Origin of the sequence: Rahnella sp. EDr1-12 (assembly GCF_049206505.1) — a bacterium.
Taxonomy (GTDB): domain Bacteria; phylum Pseudomonadota; class Gammaproteobacteria; order Enterobacterales; family Enterobacteriaceae; genus Rahnella; species Rahnella rivi.
In genome coordinates this window covers 219,234-235,008 of record NZ_JBLZNY010000001.1, presented here as the reverse complement: position 1 = coordinate 235,008, position 15,775 = coordinate 219,234, and the positions used below count along the sequence as shown (strand labels likewise).

The following is a 15,775-nucleotide window of genomic DNA, read 5'->3' as shown; positions in this document are numbered from 1 at the left end:
CGCTTTTTCACTGCGCGCTTCGCTCGCTGGCTATGTTTCATCAGCCGCGGTGATAGCCGCAAAATCCCGCCGCTGCGCGGTTCCCTTCAGTCGGGTTACAACCCGCGTAAAAAGACCCGCGGTTTTCCACCTCTCCTTACGGCGTGATTTTTGAAAGCGGCCTCAGGCTTATACTTCACAACCTCACTTTCTTTATTTTTCTAAAAACTGCGGACGATTCAGAAATCTTGCTGAAACATGACCCGCAGCCGCTCATTTCAGGTTTACCCGGCCAAGGCCTCACCCTTCATTCGGTGCCATTTTTGAGCGCGCCAATAAACTTATCTAAAAGATAAAAATAGTCTGCCGTTGATTTTAAGATCGTGCGGGCGATTCAGAAATCTTGCTGAATGAGAGGTTGCAGACCAGAGGCTGCAATCCCGAAATGAAGGCACCGCGAAGCGGCAAGATTTCCAGCCTGTCGCTGTGGTTGCTGAAACATAGCCAGCGCGCGGATCACGTGTTTGAAAAGCGAGGGGAGTCCAGAGGGGAAAAGCTTTTCCCCTCTGGTCGGTTTCGGCACGAAAGGCCGAGTGATAACCGTTATTGAGAAACCGAAATTGTCACGGTCAAAGCCTTCAGTGCAACTGAGAAAATTTATAAAGGGATCAAAAGGGAACCCCTTTCACTCCGCATAAACCTTCTCTTTGCTCTCGCACAAATCCTCGATCAAACATGACCCGCAGCGCGGCTTACGCGCAATGCAGGTATAGCGACCGTGCAGGATCAGCCAGTGGTGGCAGTCGAGTTTGAACTCGGCAGGCACCACTTTAAGCAGTTTCTCTTCCACATCATCAACGGTTTTACCCGGCGCGAATTTCGTCCGGTTGCAGACGCGGTAAATATGCGTGTCGACCGCAATGGTCGGCCAGCCGAAGGCGGTGTTGAGCACGACGTTGGCGGTTTTGCGGCCAACGCCCGGCAAGGCTTCCAGCGCAGCGCGATCTTCCGGTACTTCACCCTGATGCTTTTCCAGCAAAATGCGGCAGGTTTTGATCACGTTTTCCGCTTTGGCATTAAACAGGCCGATGGTTTTGATGTATTCCTTCACGCCGTCCACGCCAAGCGCCAGAACCGATTCCGGCGTGTTGGCGACCGGGTAAAGTTTGGCCGTCGCTTTGTTCACGCTGACGTCCGTGGCCTGCGCGGAAAGTAACACCGAAATCAACAGCTCGAACGGGGTGGTATACACCAGTTCGGTGGTCGGATGCGGGTTGTTGTCCCGCAAACGGCTGAGGATCGCGACGCGCTTTTCCTTATTCATGCACACTTCCTTTTGGCAGAGTTTCTTCAGCGGCAACATGTTGCACCGCTTTACGCGCTTTCATGCGCTGGTCGATCAGGTATTTCCCGGCAAGCAGCAGGCCAAGGCCGATAAAGGCGCCCGGTGGCAGCATGGCCAGCAGGAACGGGTTATCAAGGTGGATAACTTCGATACGCAGCACTTTGGCCCAGGGGCCGAGCAGCAGATCCGCGCCGTTAAACAGCACGCCGCTGCCGAGAATTTCACGCATCGAGCCGAGCACGAACATCGCGCAGGTGGCACCCAGCCCGGTCATTGCGCCATCCAGCGCCGCCAGATGTACCGGACTGTTCGCCGCGCAGGCTTCCGCACGGCCCACCACAATACAGTTGGTGACGATTAGCGGAATGAAGATCCCCAGCGCCTGATACAGCCCGAACGCGTAGGCGTTGATCAGCATCTCTACGGTGCTCACCACCGAGGCGATAATCAGTACGTAAATCGGAATACGGATTTCATCCGGGATCCACTTACGGAACGCGGAAATCATGCCGTTGGTGCAGGTCAGCACCAGCGTGGTCGCCAGGCCTAAACCGAGCGCATTGGTGGCAGTGGAGGTCACGGCCAGCAGCGGGCAAAGGCCCAGCAGCTGAACCAGCGAGGAGTTATTGGTCCACAGACCCTGAACGATTATCTTTTTGGCTTCACTCATCACGGGCTCCGCAAGGGGTAAGTTGGGAGAGCTGAGACGGTACCGTCCCGATAAATAATGCAGTCCGTTTCACGGAACGCACCACGGCGCGCGGTGTGATGGTCGCGCCGGTGAACTGATCAAACATACCGCCGTCTTTCTTCACCGCCCAGCGCTCATCGCTGGCGCCATTGACGGTCTGATTGGCGAAATGCTTGATCCAGTCAGAAATACGCACTTCAATTTTATCGCCCAGCCCCGGCGTTTCATGCTGTTCAAGCACGCGGGAGCCGTAAACTTTGCCGTTGAAATCCGCCGCAACCAGTAACTGAATCGCACCGGAATAGCCGTCAGGCGCGGTGGTTTCCACCACGGCAGCCACCGGTTCTCCACCTTTGCGCGCCAGATACATCCGGTGCGGGGTGGCGGTGCCCAGTGACTCATCGGTGACGTTGTAACATTCATCCTGCAGGTTGTTATCGTACACACTGGCAGGAATAACCTGATCGAACAGGGTTTTCTGCTGCAACAGCGCCTGATGCTCAATGGTCGGTTTGGTCAGCAGGTTAACGATGGCGGTCATACCGGTCATCAGTGCGCCAAAAAATGCCAGAATCAGGCCGTGGCGTCGCATTGTCGCTAACATAATTCTTCCTCAGCGATGCCCGTAGACACGCGGTTGCGTGTAGTGATCAATCAATGGCACTGTGATATTTGCCAGCAGAACGGCAAAGGCCACGCCGTCGGGATAGCCGCCATAGGTGCGGATAAGCCAAATCAGTAAGCCGATGAGGGCACCGAACACCAGACGGCCTTTCGGCGTGGTGGAAGCGGTGACCGGGTCGGTGGCGATGAAGAAGGCACCGAGCATGGTCGCGCCGGAGAACAGCCCCACCAGCGGCGACGAGTAGCTCTCCGGAGCCAGACCCCAGGCAATCGCCGCGCAGAATGTCAGCATGCCGAGCATGGCCACCGGAATGTGCCAGCTGATAATTTTACGCCACATCAGATACAGGCCACCGGCCAGAAATCCGAGATTAATCCACTGCCAGCCAAGACCGGCCAGCGAACCGCCAAACAGCGGGGTGGCAAGGATCTGTTCAGCCGAATGTCCTGAGCGCAGCCCGGTTTTAAACGCATCCAGCGGAGTGGCTTGCGTCACGCCATCGACATTCATGTTCAGCTGATAGGCGGTCAGATCCTGACTGTTGTGACCGGTGAAAATGGTCAGCAGCGTGTCGGTAAAACCGACGTGATGATGTTGCAGCACGTCCGGCGGTAACCAGGTGGTCATCTGGACCGGGAACGAAATCAGCAGCACCACGTAGCCGACCATCGCCGGGTTAAACGGATTCTGTCCCAGCCCGCCGTACAACTGTTTGGCGATAATGATGGCGAAAATGGTGCCGAGCACCACCATCCACCACGGCCCGAGCGGCGGCAGGCTGATGCCCAGCAACACCGCTGTCAGCAGGGCGCTGTTATCGCCCAGACGTTTTTTCACCGGTTGCTTGCGCAGTTGCAGCACTGCGCCTTCTGCCAGCAGAGCAATCATGATGGCCAGCGTCAGCTGAACCAGTGTGCCATAACCAAAAAACCAGACCTGAGCGATCAGGCCGGGAACACAGGCCAGGATCACCATCATCATGATGGTGCTGGTGCTCTGGCGGTTATGCGTAAAAGGTGAACTTGCGATCCTGAAGGCCATCTATTCCTCGTTCGACATGGTCTGAGCGGCTTTGCGGGCCTTAACTCGGGCGATCGCAGCAGCCACGGCGGCTTTACGTGGATCGCTTTCTTGTTGTGATGGGTCTTTTTCTGATGGTGCGTCGTCTTGTAAATCACTCTGCGCGGCGGCTTTTTTCGCTTTGGCACGGGCAATCGCGGCGGCGACAGCGGCTTTGCGTTTGTCGTCAGCGGTGAGTTCAGCCGGTGCCGTTGCCACGTTTTCCACACCGGTTGTTTCACCGGCAGGCTGTGCGGCAGCAGCTTTTTTGGCTTTGACGCGGGCAATGGCGGCGGCCACAGCGGCTTTGCGATCTGCATCCGCATCGGCGGCAGGCGCAACGTTCAGCTCACTGTCCTTTGCTTCAACCACCACGCCGGTGCCGGCTTTTTTGGCTTTAACGCGGGCGATGGCGGCGGCCACGGCGGCTTTACGGTCGTCTTCGGCAACTGGTGGCGTTTCAGGCACTGGTTCTGAGGCCACGGGGATGTCTTGCTGCGCGGCGGCTTTTTTCGCTTTGGCGCGGGCAATCGCCGCCGCCAGTGCGGCCTGGCGCGGATCGACGTCCGGCGTTTCAGCCACCGGTTTCTCTTCGGCTGGCGCGTCTTGCACCGGCGTTTCACTGAGCTTCACGGCGGCTTTCTGGTGTTTCTCTTCACGCGCTAACTTCTCGCGTTCCATGCGCGCCTGTTTGGCTTCGAAACGCGCTTTGGCTTCGGTGGCACGGGCGGTTTCGGCATCAATGGCGCGGATTTCGGCCTTTTCCTGACGGTAATACTGCACCAGCGGAATGTTGCTCGGGCAGACATAGGCGCACGCGCCGCACTCGATGCAATCAAACAAATTGTGATTGCGGGCTTTCTCGTGCTCTTCACCTTTGCTGAACCAGTAAAGCTGTTGCGGCAGCAGACCGGCAGGGCAGGCTTCCGCGCACAGGCTGCAACGGATACAGGCTTCTTCCGGTTCCTGCTGACCCAGTTCGGATTCAGACGGTGCCAGCAGGCAGTTGGAAATTTTCACCACAGGCACGTCAAGCGACGGCAGGGTAAAGCCCATCAGCGGGCCGCCCATGATCACCATCTTTTTGTCGCCCTGAGGCTGCAATCCGCCTTCCTGCATCAGGTGCGCCACCGGTGTTCCCAGACGCGCCCAGACGTTGCCCGGTTTCGCCATCGCTTCACCGGTCAGCGTCACCACGCGTTCGATCAGCGGTTCGCCGTCGATGATGGCGCGTTTGATGGCATACACCGTGCCGACGTTTTGCATCAGCACGCCGATGGACGACGAGTGATGGCCTTTCGGCACTTCGAGGCCGGTCAGAATTTTAGTCAGCTGTTTGGCACCGCCGGAAGGGTATTTGGTCGGCACCACGCGCAGTTCGAAACGCACGCCGTCGGTAATATCCGCGCCGATCGCCGCTTTGAACGCCGCAATGGCTTCAGGTTTGTTGTCTTCGATGCCAATCAGCACGCGCTCAGGATGCAGCATGTGGCACAGAATGCGCGTGCCCTGCAGGATCTCCGTCGCGTGTTCCTGCATCAGCCGGTCATCGGCAGTGATGTAGGGTTCACATTCGGCCGCGTTGAGGATCAGCGTGCGGGTGGAAGTCAGGCCGCCTGCCAGCTTGCTGGCGGTCGGGAAGCCTGCGCCGCCCAGCCCGGCGATACCGGCCTGGCTGATGCGCTGATTCAGCTCATCGGCAGAAAGCTGGCGGTAATCGGCAATCAGTTCGCGCTCGCACCAGGTGTCCTGCCCGTCGGCTTCAATCAGCACGCACAGTTCTTTCAGGCCGGAAGGGTGCGCGGTGATGTGCGGTTCGATGGCCGTGATCACGCCTGACGTCGGCGAATGCACGGGCACGGTACGGCCACGGCCTGTCGTCAGCGGCTGACCTTTTAACACGCGGTCGCCGGCACTGACGCACAGCTCGCCTTCAGGGCCAAGGTGTTGCTGAAGAGGGATGATAAAGCGCTCAGGCAACGGCACGTTGCGCAGCGGAACGTGGCTCGACTGCGTCTTCATTTCCGGCGGATGAATACCGCCCTCGAAGTCCCAGACTTTGTCTTTTTTGAGCGCGGCAAACAGATTAAACATGTTACTCCGCATGGATGACCTGAACCGGAATGGATTGCATATCCCACTTCCAGTTTGCGGTGGTGGTTTTGATCGGCAGCATTTCGATGCAATCCGTCGGACAAGGCGCGACGCACAGGTCACAGCCGGTACATAAATCAGTGATCACGGTATGCACGGCGCGGGTGGCACCCACGATGGCATCCACCGGGCAGGCCTGAATGCACTTGGTGCAGCCGATGCAGTTGCTTTCATCGATGTAGGCCACTCTGCGCACCGGTACCGCCGCGGCGGCGTCTTCGCCCATCGGCTGCGGTTCAACGTTAAGCAGCGTAGCCAGCTTGAGCATCACGGCTTCGCCACCCGGCACGCATTTATTGATGTTGTCGCCGTTGGCAACGGCTTCGGCGTAAGGTTTACAGCCGGGATATCCGCATTGTGCGCACTGGCTTTGCGGCAGAATATCGTCAATCTGATCGACAACCGGGTTGCCTTCCACGGCAAAACGACGCGAGGCGTAACCCAGCAGCAGGCCAAAAACCAGCGCCAGAGCAGTCAGCGCGCCAATCGCTACCCATAATTCAAACATTAGAATTTCACCAGACCCGTGAAGCCCATAAAGGCCAGCGACATCAGACCGGCGGTGACCAGCGCAATGGAAGAACCTTTGAACGGCGCAGGCACGTCAGCCACCACCAGGCGTTCACGGATAGCGGCGAACAGCACCATGACCAGCGAGAAGCCGAGCGATGCGGCGAAGCCGTACAGCGCGGACTGCATGAAGTTAAGCTGCTGGTTAATGTTCAGCAGCGCCACGCCGAGCACGGCGCAGTTAGTGGTAATGAGCGGCAGGAAGATGCCGAGCAGGCGATACAGCGACGGGCTGGTTTTACGCACCACCATTTCGGTGAACTGCACGACCACGGCGATGACCAGAATGAACGCCATCGTGCGCAGATAAACCAGCTCAAGCGGCATCAGGATGAAGGTGTTGACCATCCACGAGCAGATATTGGACAGGGTGATAACGAACGTGGTCGCCAGCCCCATGCCGATAGCCGATTCCAGTTTCTTAGAGACGCCCATAAACGGGCACAGCCCAAGAAACTTCACCAGAACGAAGTTATTTACCAGCATGGTGCCGACAAACAGTAATAAATAAGAGGTCATGACAATTGCCCGGACATAATAAACATTAAAACTTCAGGGTTATTCCGTGAAGGTTTCTTTAACCCGCAGAGAGCGTTTGAAATAAGGCACAAACACCGCGGCAGCCAATAAAGGTAACAATAAGTTACGCACGGCCAGATCATCGGTAACCGGCGAGAATGCAAAGGCTTTTACGGCCAGCAACACGGTGCACAGTAACCAGATAATATACATTTTCGGCAAGGCTTTGGCACGCTTGCAGAATTGCCACAACACGGCGACGGTAAATACCCCCATCGCTAATGTGGTCACTACGGAAAAATACCATTGCAGTGTAAATGCCTGCGAATTGGTGAGTAAGTAATCCCGCGATTCCGGCATAAATAATGCCATGGAAAACAATGCCAGCATTAATGCCACGCTTAACAACGTCACAATCAGATACGCCATCGGGGCCAGTAACCACCCACCAATACGTTTATAGCCCGGATTATTCGACATAAAAAACCTTTATTACGCGGGTTTTTTCACCCAGTCAGCACGGAGAGTCTTCCCCGACCTTCAAGGCGCAGTAGCTTAACCTGAGTTAGCGGTAGCCGATATCGTATTTATGTGATCAATACCTTAATCCTTCACGCCATCTCCGCGTTGGCCCCTTGGCGCGCCCCGGTCACATACTTTTGTATGCTCACGGGGCTGACCCGGTTGCCGCCTTGATTCAGCATGAAGGCTTCAGGTAATGAAATGGGGAAGGTTTAATGCACCGGCACCAGAATTTCAGTGGCGACGATCACCACAATCAGGCCGACCAGCACGGGCACGGAGGTGCGTTTGACCACTTCGAACGGGGAGATTTTTGCCATACCGGCGATGGCGACGATCACGCCTGACACCGGCGAAATGGTGCGGCCGAGGTTTGAGGCCTGCAGCATCGGGATCACCAGATATTCCGGGTTAATGCCCATTTTCGCCGCCAGTTTCGGAATAAGTTCCACAAAGGCATAGAAAGAGGCGTTACCGGAGCCGGTGGTCATGGCCGCCAGCACGGTGATCACCACCAGAACCAGCATCATGAGCAGGCTGCCGGAACCGAAGTTTTGCGCCAGACCGATCAGGCTGCTGATGAAACCGACGGTACTCAGCCCCTGCGCGAAGACACCTGCCGCGACCAGCAGCATCACCACGTTGGCGAAGGCATCGGCCATGCCGCGATAGGCAACGTCCAGACCGGCGAACACGATTTTCCCGCTGCGGTTACGTACGGTTTCAATCAACGCAGTCAGCAACATGCAGATCACCAGAATGGTAATAATGTGCAGCCCCGGCCCCCATTTGCCGTCAAAAATCAGCACCCCGATAATGGGCGTGAAGGGCAGAATGGCGTAGAACGCGGGCGCATTGGTTTCCACCACATCATCTTTATTGGAATCCAGGGCATCCAACGTTTCGGGGGTTTCACGTTTATCGAGGTAACGCTGCCAGAAGAAATGGGCAACGGCCATCGCCACGATGGCGGCCACAGAAATCGGCAGAGTGGCTTTAAACGCAAAATCCACCAGCGGCATGTTCGCCGCCTGCGCGGCCAGCACCACGTCACCGGAGGTCGGTGAAAGAATGATGGCCGCAGGGGAGGCACAAATCGCCGCTGCTGCACCACGGCTGATGCCGACGTTGACCATGATCGGGAACAGGGTGGCCATCAGCAGCACGCCCAGCCCGGTTGCTGAGGAGACGGCCAGCGACATCAGGCACGCCAGAATGTAGGCCGCCACCATCAGAATATAAGGGGAGTTGATCATTTTCAGCGGACGCGACGCCAGCCGCACGACCACGTCGTTCGCGCCGATGTGCGTCATGTAGGCGGCGAAACCGCACAACATCATGATCATCATCCCGAGATCGCCACCGCGGCTCATCAGCAGAATTTTGACGTATTCCACGATATCCGTGGTGTTCCAGCCGGTGCTTTTCGCCCCTTCAGGCAGCACGCTGTGGCCCATTAACACGCTTATCACCAGCAGCAAAAGCCCGCCGACCATCAGCACGCCGGTGGGCGAATAGCCTTTAATGATGTACCGCCCGACAAACACGGCAACCACCAGCCCGATCAGTAATTCCCACATAATGTTGTATCCCCGAGAGTCAATATGGATCCAAATGAAAGGCGGGCACTGTGCCGAAATAGCGCACCGGGCGTCATGACGCTTATCAATTATGGGTGATGAAAAAGAGGGGAATATCAAAATATGTGATGTTTAGCGGGGAATAAGAGGGGGTTTAAAACTCGTTTTAACTTCAACTTCAACGTCAAAGTCGTGGGTTGCCACCCACAGGGGCCTTAAGGTCAAAACCGTGGGTTGCCACCCACACGGGCCTTAAGAGGCGCCTATCGCCGCGCCTCTTAAGAATCTCCGGCTCTTTTACTGCGCGCTACCGCTCGCTGGCTATGTTTCAGGTAGCACGGCGACAGGCTGGAAATCTTGCCGCTGCGCGGTGCCTTCGTTTCGGGTTTGCAGCCTCTGGTCTGCAACCTCTCACTCAGCAAGATTTCTGAATCGCCCGCAGCTTTTTAAAGAATGAAGTACGTGAGGTTGTGAAGTAATAGCCTGAGGCCGGTTCCAAAATTCCGCCGGAGGAGAGGCGCAAAACCGCGCGTCTTTTTGCGCGGGTTGTAGCCCGAACGAAGGGCACCGCGCAGCGGCGGGATTTTGCGGCTATCGCTGCTGTATCTGAAACATAGCCAGCGAGCGGAGCGCGCAGTTAAAAAAACGCAGGATTCCAAAGGGTTTCGTTTAAAACCCTTTGGGCCCGTTTGGGCGGCGAGCCCAAGGTCTTGAATTTGAATTTGAATTTATGGTTGGTATAGCCCGCCCCCACGACTTTGACCTTAAGGCCCGTGTGGGCGGCCAACCCAAAATCAAAGCTTCGGGATTTCCCGATAAAACCCCACGCCAATCAGGCGCCCAAACAAGAACGGGATAAATTTGCGCCCGCGCAGCCACGCCTCCATCCGGGAGGGAGGTTTGGTGCGTTTTTTTTGCCCCGCACGGCTGATCATAATTTGTAACGACTGCGTCGCCCATGTCGGAAACGCGCGGCGGCGCTGGATGCGCTTTAAATGCCTGAGCGTCAGGCGTCCGGCTTTCAAAGGTTCAGTGATGATATTTGCGGTCGCTACCGCATCCTGAATCGCCAGATTCACGCCGACGCCGCCGATAGGCGACATGGCATGAGCCGCATCGCCGATGCACAGCAGCCCCGGTTTCGCCCACGCCTTCAGACGGTCGATGCGGATCACCAGCAGACGCACGTCGTCCCAGCTGAGAATATCCTCGGCCAGGCGTGCGCGTTCGAACGGCGATACCCCGGCCAGCAGATCGAGGAACGGCGGGATCCCTTGCGCTTTGAGCGCGTCGAGGCTGTCTTTCGGGATGGAATAGCCACACTGCCAGTAATCACCCCGGTCGATCATGATGAAGTTTTTCTTCGGACCGCGGTGGCCCATTGACCACTGCGGATCGTCCGGGCGTTTGTTGATTTTCAGCCACAGCACGTCGCGCGGCGCGCCATAACGGCGAATTTCCATACCGGCCTTTTCACGCACAATTGAATTGCGCCCGTCGCAGCCCACAACCAGATCGGCGTTGAAGGTCTGTGTTTCGCCCGCCACGTTGGCAATCACGCCCGTTACCTGGCCTTTCTCTTCCTGCAACGACAACACCTGTGCGTGATGGATCAACCGGAAATTCGGCAGCAGGGCGGCTTTACCGGCGATAAAATTAAGGAAATCCCACTGCGGCATAAACGCGATGAATTTGCATTGTGTCGGCAGATGGCTGAAATCCGCCAGCGTGGTTTCCTTGCCGTCGATCTCGCCGTAAAGTTTTTCAGCCCTCTGATGCGGAAGTTTCAGAAACTCGTCGAGAAAGCCGAGCTGCCAGATAATGTCGAGGGTGGAAGGATGGATGGTGTCGCCGCGAAAATCGCGAAGAAAATCACGGTGTTTTTCCAGCACCGTCACATCGATGCCCTTGCGCGCCAGCAAATACCCCAGCATTAAGCCCGCGGGGCCGCCGCCGACAATGCAACATCTGGCGGCGGAATCCGTGTTCGGTGTCATAAAAACCTGCCTGGCAAAGTGAATTTACATGATAACAATTATCATTTGCGCAAGTGCGCGTCAATTCTCAGATAACCGCATCAGTTTCACCCCAACCCCCAGGCCAGCTATCAGCATCAAACTGATGAACCCGGTGATCCCGTACCAGCCGTAGGCGTGCCAGAAGAATCCCCCGAGCGTACCGGCGACGCTTGACCCGGCGTAATAGCAGAACAGGTACAGTGAGGAAGCCTGGCCTTTGGCACGGCGCGCACGGCGTCCGATCCAGCCGCTGGCGACCGAGTGTGCGGCGAAGAACCCGCCGGTGACCAGGATCATGCCGATGAAAATCAGCCAGACCGGTGAAAACGCGGTGATCACAATGCCCAGCAGCATGATGCCGGTGGCACCGATAAGCACCGGCCCTCGGCCATAAACACCGGTCAGCACGCCCGCTTTGGGGGAGCTGTAGGTGCCCATCAGGTACACCACCGATAAAATCCCGACAATGGCCTGACTCATGTTGTAAGGCGTGCCGAGCAGGCGATAACCGATATAGTTAAACATGGTCACGAAGCTGCCCATCAGCAGAAAACCTTCGATAAACAGCAACGGCAAACCGCTGTCGCGCCAGTGCAATTTAAAGTTGATCAGCAGCTTGCGCGGTTTCAGCGAACTGGCTCGAAAGTGCTTAGACGGCGGGAGAATTCGCCAGAACATGATTGCCGCGGCCAGCGCGAAGACACCGACCACCGCAATGGCGATGCGCCAGGAGAAGAAATCCGTCAGTACGCCGCTGACCAGACGCCCACTCATACCACCAATGGAGTTCCCGCTGATGTATAACCCCATCGAGAACGCCACCACGCTCGGGTGAATTTCTTCGCTCAGATAGGTCATCGCCACCGCAGCCACGCCGCTGAGAGACAGGCCAATCAGGGCGCGCATCATCAGAATGCCGTCCCAGCTTTGCATCACCGAACAGACCAGCGTGCAGCCTGCCGCGAGCAGCAGCGCCACCACCATCACTGATTTGCGCCCGACGGCGTCAGAAACCGGCCCGGTGAACAGCAGACCGATGGCCATCAGACCGGTAGACAACGACAGCGACAGGCTGCTGGTGGCCGGCGACACGCCGAAATCATGGGACAGCACCGGCAATATGGGCTGAACGCAGTAGAGCAGCGCAAAGGTCGCCAGACCCGCCGAAAACAGGGCGAGGGTGACGCGGATGAATTGCGGTGTGCCACGTTTAATGAAAGGTGTTTTAAGGCCGGAGCGGACGACGGGCATGTCCGGATTGAGTTCGTCGTCATTCACTGAATCGCGGGAGGGTGCAGCGGCATTCCGCCGGGTGGTTTTCACTGAGAGTCCTTAACCAGGGTGATAATAAAAACTATTTGAAAATGTATGAAAATTTTAACAGTCGGCTTTATATTGTCTAATATATTAATTTCGCTGAAACGATATGTTTAAAATATCAATCGGAGTCAGACCCGCGCCATGAGCCACATTGAACTGCGCCACCTGCGTTACTTTATTGCCGTCGCTGATGAGTTGCATTTCGGCCGCGCGGCGGAGCGTTTACACATTTCACAGCCGCCGCTGAGCCAGCAAATTCAGGCACTGGAGGCCCATGTGGGCGCGGCGCTGTTTTATCGCAGCAACCGCACGGTGCGGCTGACACAGGCGGGTGGCGCATTCCTGCCGGAAGCGCGGCAGATTTTACAGCGTGTGGAAGAAGCCTCGGAACAGGCGGCGCGTATTCACCGTGGCGAGGCGGGCAATCTGACCCTCGGGCTGACCTCATCTGCGCCTTTTCTCCAGCGTGTTTCCCGTACCTTGCACCGTTTTCGCCTGACTTATCCCGCGGTGAATATCCGCATTGAGCAGCTCAACAGCAAACAGCAGATCGAACCGCTTCTGGAGGGAAAACTCGATCTGGGGATCATGCGCAACGGCGAATTGCCGCCGCAGCTGGCGCATCAGCAGGTGTGGTCGGAGCCGCTGATTGCCGTGGTGCACAAAGACCATCCGCTCAACGATCTTCCCGCAGGCGAACTGACGTTTCAGCATCTTGCCGATCAGCCCTTCGTGTTTTTCTCTAAAGACGTGGGGACGTCACTGTATGACGACATTCTGGTGCAGCTGAAAACGCAGGGGATCACGCCTTATATCACGCAGGAGGTCGGCGAACCGCTGACCATTATCGGGCTGGTGGCGGCGGGGCTGGGCGTCTCGATTTTACCGGCCTCGTATTTGCGTATTCAGGTCGAGGGCGTGCGCTATTTACGCTTTGGAAAAATGGAAGGCACCACGCAACTCTGGCTGGTGAATCACGCCGAACGGCCCATGACGGCGTCGGCGACAGCGTTTATGGCAATGATGATGGCGGAGGACGGGCTCTGACCTATGACAAAATCTGCTGTATTTCCAGTCAATTCCGAACGTGTTTTCACGCAATATGTGCACCGAATCACATAACGAATCAAATAGTTGACGACATATAGCAAAAACCCCACCATAGCCTCTAATCTTTATTTTGAAGCGCGAAAATAACAGGAGTTCCTTGAGTGATCCCCGATGGGCAGCCCGGCCATATTGATCAAATCAAACAAACCAACGTCGGTGCTGTGTATCGCCTGATCGATCAGTTTGGTCCTATTTCGCGCATTGAGCTTTCCAAAAAAGCCCAGCTGGCTCCCGCCAGTATCACCAAAATTGTCCGTGAACTGATTCAGGCGCATCTTGTGCTGGAAACGGAATTTCAGGATCCCGGCAGCCGCGGGCGTCCCGCCATCGGTTTAGCTCTTGATACTCAGGCCTGGCATTATCTCTCCGCACGCATCAGCCTGGGGTCGATCACCCTGGGGCTGCGCGATCTGAGCAGTAAACTGGTGGTGGAAGAGGTGCTGCCGCTGCCCGAGCAGGCTCCGCAGCCGCTGATGCAGCGCATCATCGCCGAAATCGACCAGTTCTTCATCCGTCACCAGCGCAAACTCGAACGCCTTACCGCTATCGCCATTACCTTACCGGGCATGATTGATGCGCGGCGCGGCATTGTGCACCGTATGCCGTTTTACCATGACGTGTTCGATATGCCGCTTGGCGATACGCTCAGCACACACACCGGTTTGCCGGTTTTCGTACAACATGACATCAGCGCCTGGACGCTGGCGGAAGCGTTATACGGCGCATCGCGCGGCTGCAAAAACGTGGTGCAGATTGTTATCGATCACAACGTCGGCGCGGGGGTGATCACCAGCGGGCGCGTGCTGCATGCGGGCAGCAGCAGCGTGGTGGAAATCGGTCACACGCAGGTCGATCCTTACGGTAAACGTTGTTACTGCGGCAATCACGGGTGTCTGGAAACCGTGGCCAGCACCGACAGCATTCTCGAACTGGTGCGCCAGCGTCTGACGGCATCCGCGCCTGCCAGCCTGCTGCACGGCGTGTCGCTGACCATTGAAGCCGTCTGTGATGCCGCCAACCGGGGCGATCAGCTGGCGCGCGATGTCATTATCGGCGTCGGCCAGAGCGTAGGCCGGATGCTGGCGATCATGGTCAATCTGTTCAATCCGGAAAAAGTGCTCATCGGCTCACCGCTTAATTTATCTCAGGATATTCTGCATCCGGCGATAATGTCCTGTATTCAGCAGCAATCACTTCCTGCATATAGCGAAAATATCAAACTTGAATCCACGCAATTTTATAATCAGGGAACAATGCCTGGCGCGGCATTAGTTAAAGACGCGCTCTACAGCGGATCATTACTGATTAAGCTTCTGCAAGGCTGAGTTTTTTTTATAACGTTACTGTCTGATTTAAAATAAATCAGAATAAGCTTTCGTTCGCTGGTCAACAAAACATTGCGCTAACGCAAACCGCTCGCATCTCGCATCGCCTAGACTTTCCGTCGTTACTTTGTCTCTGGCGGTGTTTTTTACCGGAGATTATCTTTCAATAAGACGGAGAGATCCCGGAGCCTGAATTCCATGTTAACGCACTTTTTCGTCACGGGTACGGATGCCCGTGTAGGTAAAACCATTGTCACACGTGCCTTGCTTCAGGCCTTAGCCGCGCAGGATCGCTGCGTTCTGGGCTATAAACCTATTGCAACAGGCAGCCAGGAGTTGGCCGACGGGGTTCGAAATAAAGATGCGGTAACTCTCCAGCAGTCATCTTCTATTGCTTATCCTTTCAAAAAAATAACGCCTCTGGCATTAACTGATGAAGATATTTATGCCAGTGAAATACCTGAGAATGTGTTTGAAATAATGACCAGTGGCCTCAATTTTATGCGGGAAGAGGCTGATTCGGTGATTGTGGAAGGATGTGATGGCTGGAGAACGTTGATTACTCCGCATCTTTTATATTCCGACTGGGTGCGCCAGCAAAATATGCCGGTGGTGTTAGTGGTCGGTATTCAGGAAGGTTGTGTCAGCCACGCGCTATTAACCGCGCAGGCTATTATTGCCGACGGTTTACCCTTGTTAGGGTGGGTGGCGAATCGAATTAACCCATGCCTTGCACATTATCAGCAGACTATCGATGCGCTGACCGCCAATATTTCGGCACCGCTGCTGGGTGAAATTCCCTATTTACCCCGCGCAGAAAGCCGCGATATGGCGAAGTTTATCGACCTCTCAAGCTTTGATCTGAAAACCCTGACCCGCGCCTGACGTCAGCGTTGTAAAATCTGCTCATCAATTAAACGGCTCCGTCTCTCTGACCCGGAGCCGTTTTTTTGTCTAT

At 56.1% G+C, this 15,775-nt stretch carries 14 protein-coding genes; 3 read left to right on the top strand and 11 right to left on the bottom strand.

Features of this window, described 5'->3' with window-relative positions:
• Window positions 1-664: 664 nt before the first annotated feature.
• The 11 genes from nth to ACO0U8_RS00910 form a co-directional block, all read right to left on the bottom strand.
• Complete coding sequence (gene nth / locus ACO0U8_RS00960; protein ID WP_056780350.1) at window positions 665-1,303, bottom strand: endonuclease III; 639 nt, start codon at window positions 1,301-1,303, stop codon at window positions 665-667.
• Window positions 1,296-1,994, bottom strand: coding sequence for an electron transport complex subunit E (locus ACO0U8_RS00955; RefSeq protein WP_122095420.1), 699 nt, complete (start codon window positions 1,992-1,994; stop codon window positions 1,296-1,298). The genes nth and ACO0U8_RS00955 overlap by 8 nt, the downstream gene beginning before the upstream one ends.
• On the bottom strand, window positions 1,987-2,619 hold the full coding sequence (gene rsxG / locus ACO0U8_RS00950; RefSeq protein WP_056780344.1) for an electron transport complex subunit RsxG: 633 nt from the start codon (window positions 2,617-2,619) through the stop codon (window positions 1,987-1,989). The genes ACO0U8_RS00955 and rsxG overlap by 8 nt, the downstream gene beginning before the upstream one ends.
• A gap of 9 nt (window positions 2,620-2,628) precedes the next feature.
• Window positions 2,629-3,681, bottom strand: coding sequence for an electron transport complex subunit RsxD (gene rsxD / locus ACO0U8_RS00945; RefSeq protein WP_056780341.1), 1,053 nt, complete (start codon window positions 3,679-3,681; stop codon window positions 2,629-2,631).
• Window positions 3,682-5,793, bottom strand: coding sequence for an electron transport complex subunit RsxC (gene rsxC, locus ACO0U8_RS00940; protein WP_421670103.1), 2,112 nt, complete (start codon window positions 5,791-5,793; stop codon window positions 3,682-3,684).
• 1 nt (window position 5,794) lies between these two features.
• Window positions 5,795-6,361 carry an electron transport complex subunit RsxB gene (rsxB, locus tag ACO0U8_RS00935; protein WP_056780337.1) on the bottom strand — a complete coding sequence of 189 codons (567 nt, stop codon included), beginning with the start codon at window positions 6,359-6,361 and terminating at the stop codon, window positions 5,795-5,797.
• Window positions 6,361-6,942, bottom strand: a complete 582-nt coding sequence (gene rsxA, locus ACO0U8_RS00930; RefSeq protein WP_056780334.1) for an electron transport complex subunit RsxA — start codon at window positions 6,940-6,942, stop codon at window positions 6,361-6,363. The genes rsxB and rsxA overlap by 1 nt, the downstream gene beginning before the upstream one ends.
• Window positions 6,943-6,981: 39 nt before the next feature.
• Complete coding sequence (locus ACO0U8_RS00925; RefSeq protein ID WP_056780331.1) at window positions 6,982-7,422, bottom strand: DUF2569 domain-containing protein; 441 nt, start codon at window positions 7,420-7,422, stop codon at window positions 6,982-6,984.
• Window positions 7,423-7,676: 254 nt separating this feature from the next.
• On the bottom strand, window positions 7,677-9,044 hold the full coding sequence (dcuC, locus tag ACO0U8_RS00920) for an anaerobic C4-dicarboxylate transporter DcuC (RefSeq protein ID WP_421670102.1): 1,368 nt from the start codon (window positions 9,042-9,044) through the stop codon (window positions 7,677-7,679).
• A gap of 794 nt (window positions 9,045-9,838) precedes the next feature.
• The gene (locus ACO0U8_RS00915) at window positions 9,839-11,041 is read right to left on the bottom strand and encodes an FAD-dependent oxidoreductase (RefSeq protein WP_421670101.1); all 1,203 of its coding nucleotides are present in this window, start codon (window positions 11,039-11,041) and stop codon (window positions 9,839-9,841) included.
• Window positions 11,042-11,101: 60 nt separating this feature from the next.
• Entirely contained in the window at window positions 11,102-12,385 is a 1,284-nt protein-coding gene (locus tag ACO0U8_RS00910; protein ID WP_183846878.1) for an MFS transporter, read from the bottom strand.
• A gap of 138 nt (window positions 12,386-12,523) precedes the next feature.
• Here ACO0U8_RS00910 and ACO0U8_RS00905 point away from each other — a divergent pair, with 138 nt between their 5' ends.
• The 3 genes from ACO0U8_RS00905 to bioD all read left to right on the top strand — a co-directional run bounded on the left by ACO0U8_RS00905 (window position 12,524) and on the right by bioD (window position 15,702).
• Complete coding sequence (locus ACO0U8_RS00905; RefSeq protein ID WP_421670100.1) at window positions 12,524-13,429, top strand: LysR family transcriptional regulator; 906 nt, start codon at window positions 12,524-12,526, stop codon at window positions 13,427-13,429.
• Between the two features lie 164 nt (window positions 13,430-13,593).
• A complete protein-coding gene (gene mlc, locus ACO0U8_RS00900; protein WP_056777491.1) occupies window positions 13,594-14,817 on the top strand; it encodes a sugar metabolism global transcriptional regulator Mlc in 1,224 nt (407 codons plus the stop codon).
• 198 nt (window positions 14,818-15,015) lie between these two features.
• The gene (gene bioD / locus ACO0U8_RS00895; RefSeq protein ID WP_056777489.1) at window positions 15,016-15,702 is read left to right on the top strand and encodes a dethiobiotin synthase; all 687 of its coding nucleotides are present in this window, start codon (window positions 15,016-15,018) and stop codon (window positions 15,700-15,702) included.
• Window positions 15,703-15,775 lie beyond the last annotated feature (73 nt).

Excerpts from the sequence above, each read along its gene's own strand:
- nth (WP_056780350.1), bottom strand. The coding sequence starts at position 1,303 with ATGAATAAGGAAAAGCGCGTCGCGATCCTCAGCCGTTTGCGGGACAAC.
- ACO0U8_RS00955 (WP_122095420.1), bottom strand. The coding sequence starts at position 1,994 with ATGAGTGAAGCCAAAAAGATAATCGTTCAGGGTCTGTGGACCAATAAC.
- rsxG (WP_056780344.1), bottom strand. The coding sequence starts at position 2,619 with ATGTTAGCGACAATGCGACGCCACGGCCTGATTCTGGCATTTTTTGGC.
- rsxD (WP_056780341.1), bottom strand. The coding sequence starts at position 3,681 with ATGGCCTTCAGGATCGCAAGTTCACCTTTTACGCATAACCGCCAGAGC.
- rsxC (WP_421670103.1), bottom strand. The coding sequence starts at position 5,793 with ATGTTTAATCTGTTTGCCGCGCTCAAAAAAGACAAAGTCTGGGACTTC.
- rsxB (WP_056780337.1), bottom strand. The coding sequence starts at position 6,361 with ATGTTTGAATTATGGGTAGCGATTGGCGCGCTGACTGCTCTGGCGCTG.
- rsxA (WP_056780334.1), bottom strand. The coding sequence starts at position 6,942 with ATGACCTCTTATTTATTACTGTTTGTCGGCACCATGCTGGTAAATAAC.
- ACO0U8_RS00925 (WP_056780331.1), bottom strand. The coding sequence starts at position 7,422 with ATGTCGAATAATCCGGGCTATAAACGTATTGGTGGGTGGTTACTGGCC.
- dcuC (WP_421670102.1), bottom strand. The coding sequence starts at position 9,044 with ATGTGGGAATTACTGATCGGGCTGGTGGTTGCCGTGTTTGTCGGGCGG.
- ACO0U8_RS00915 (WP_421670101.1), bottom strand. The coding sequence starts at position 11,041 with ATGACACCGAACACGGATTCCGCCGCCAGATGTTGCATTGTCGGCGGC.
- ACO0U8_RS00905 (WP_421670100.1), top strand. The coding sequence starts at position 12,524 with ATGAGCCACATTGAACTGCGCCACCTGCGTTACTTTATTGCCGTCGCT.
- bioD (WP_056777489.1), top strand. The coding sequence starts at position 15,016 with ATGTTAACGCACTTTTTCGTCACGGGTACGGATGCCCGTGTAGGTAAA.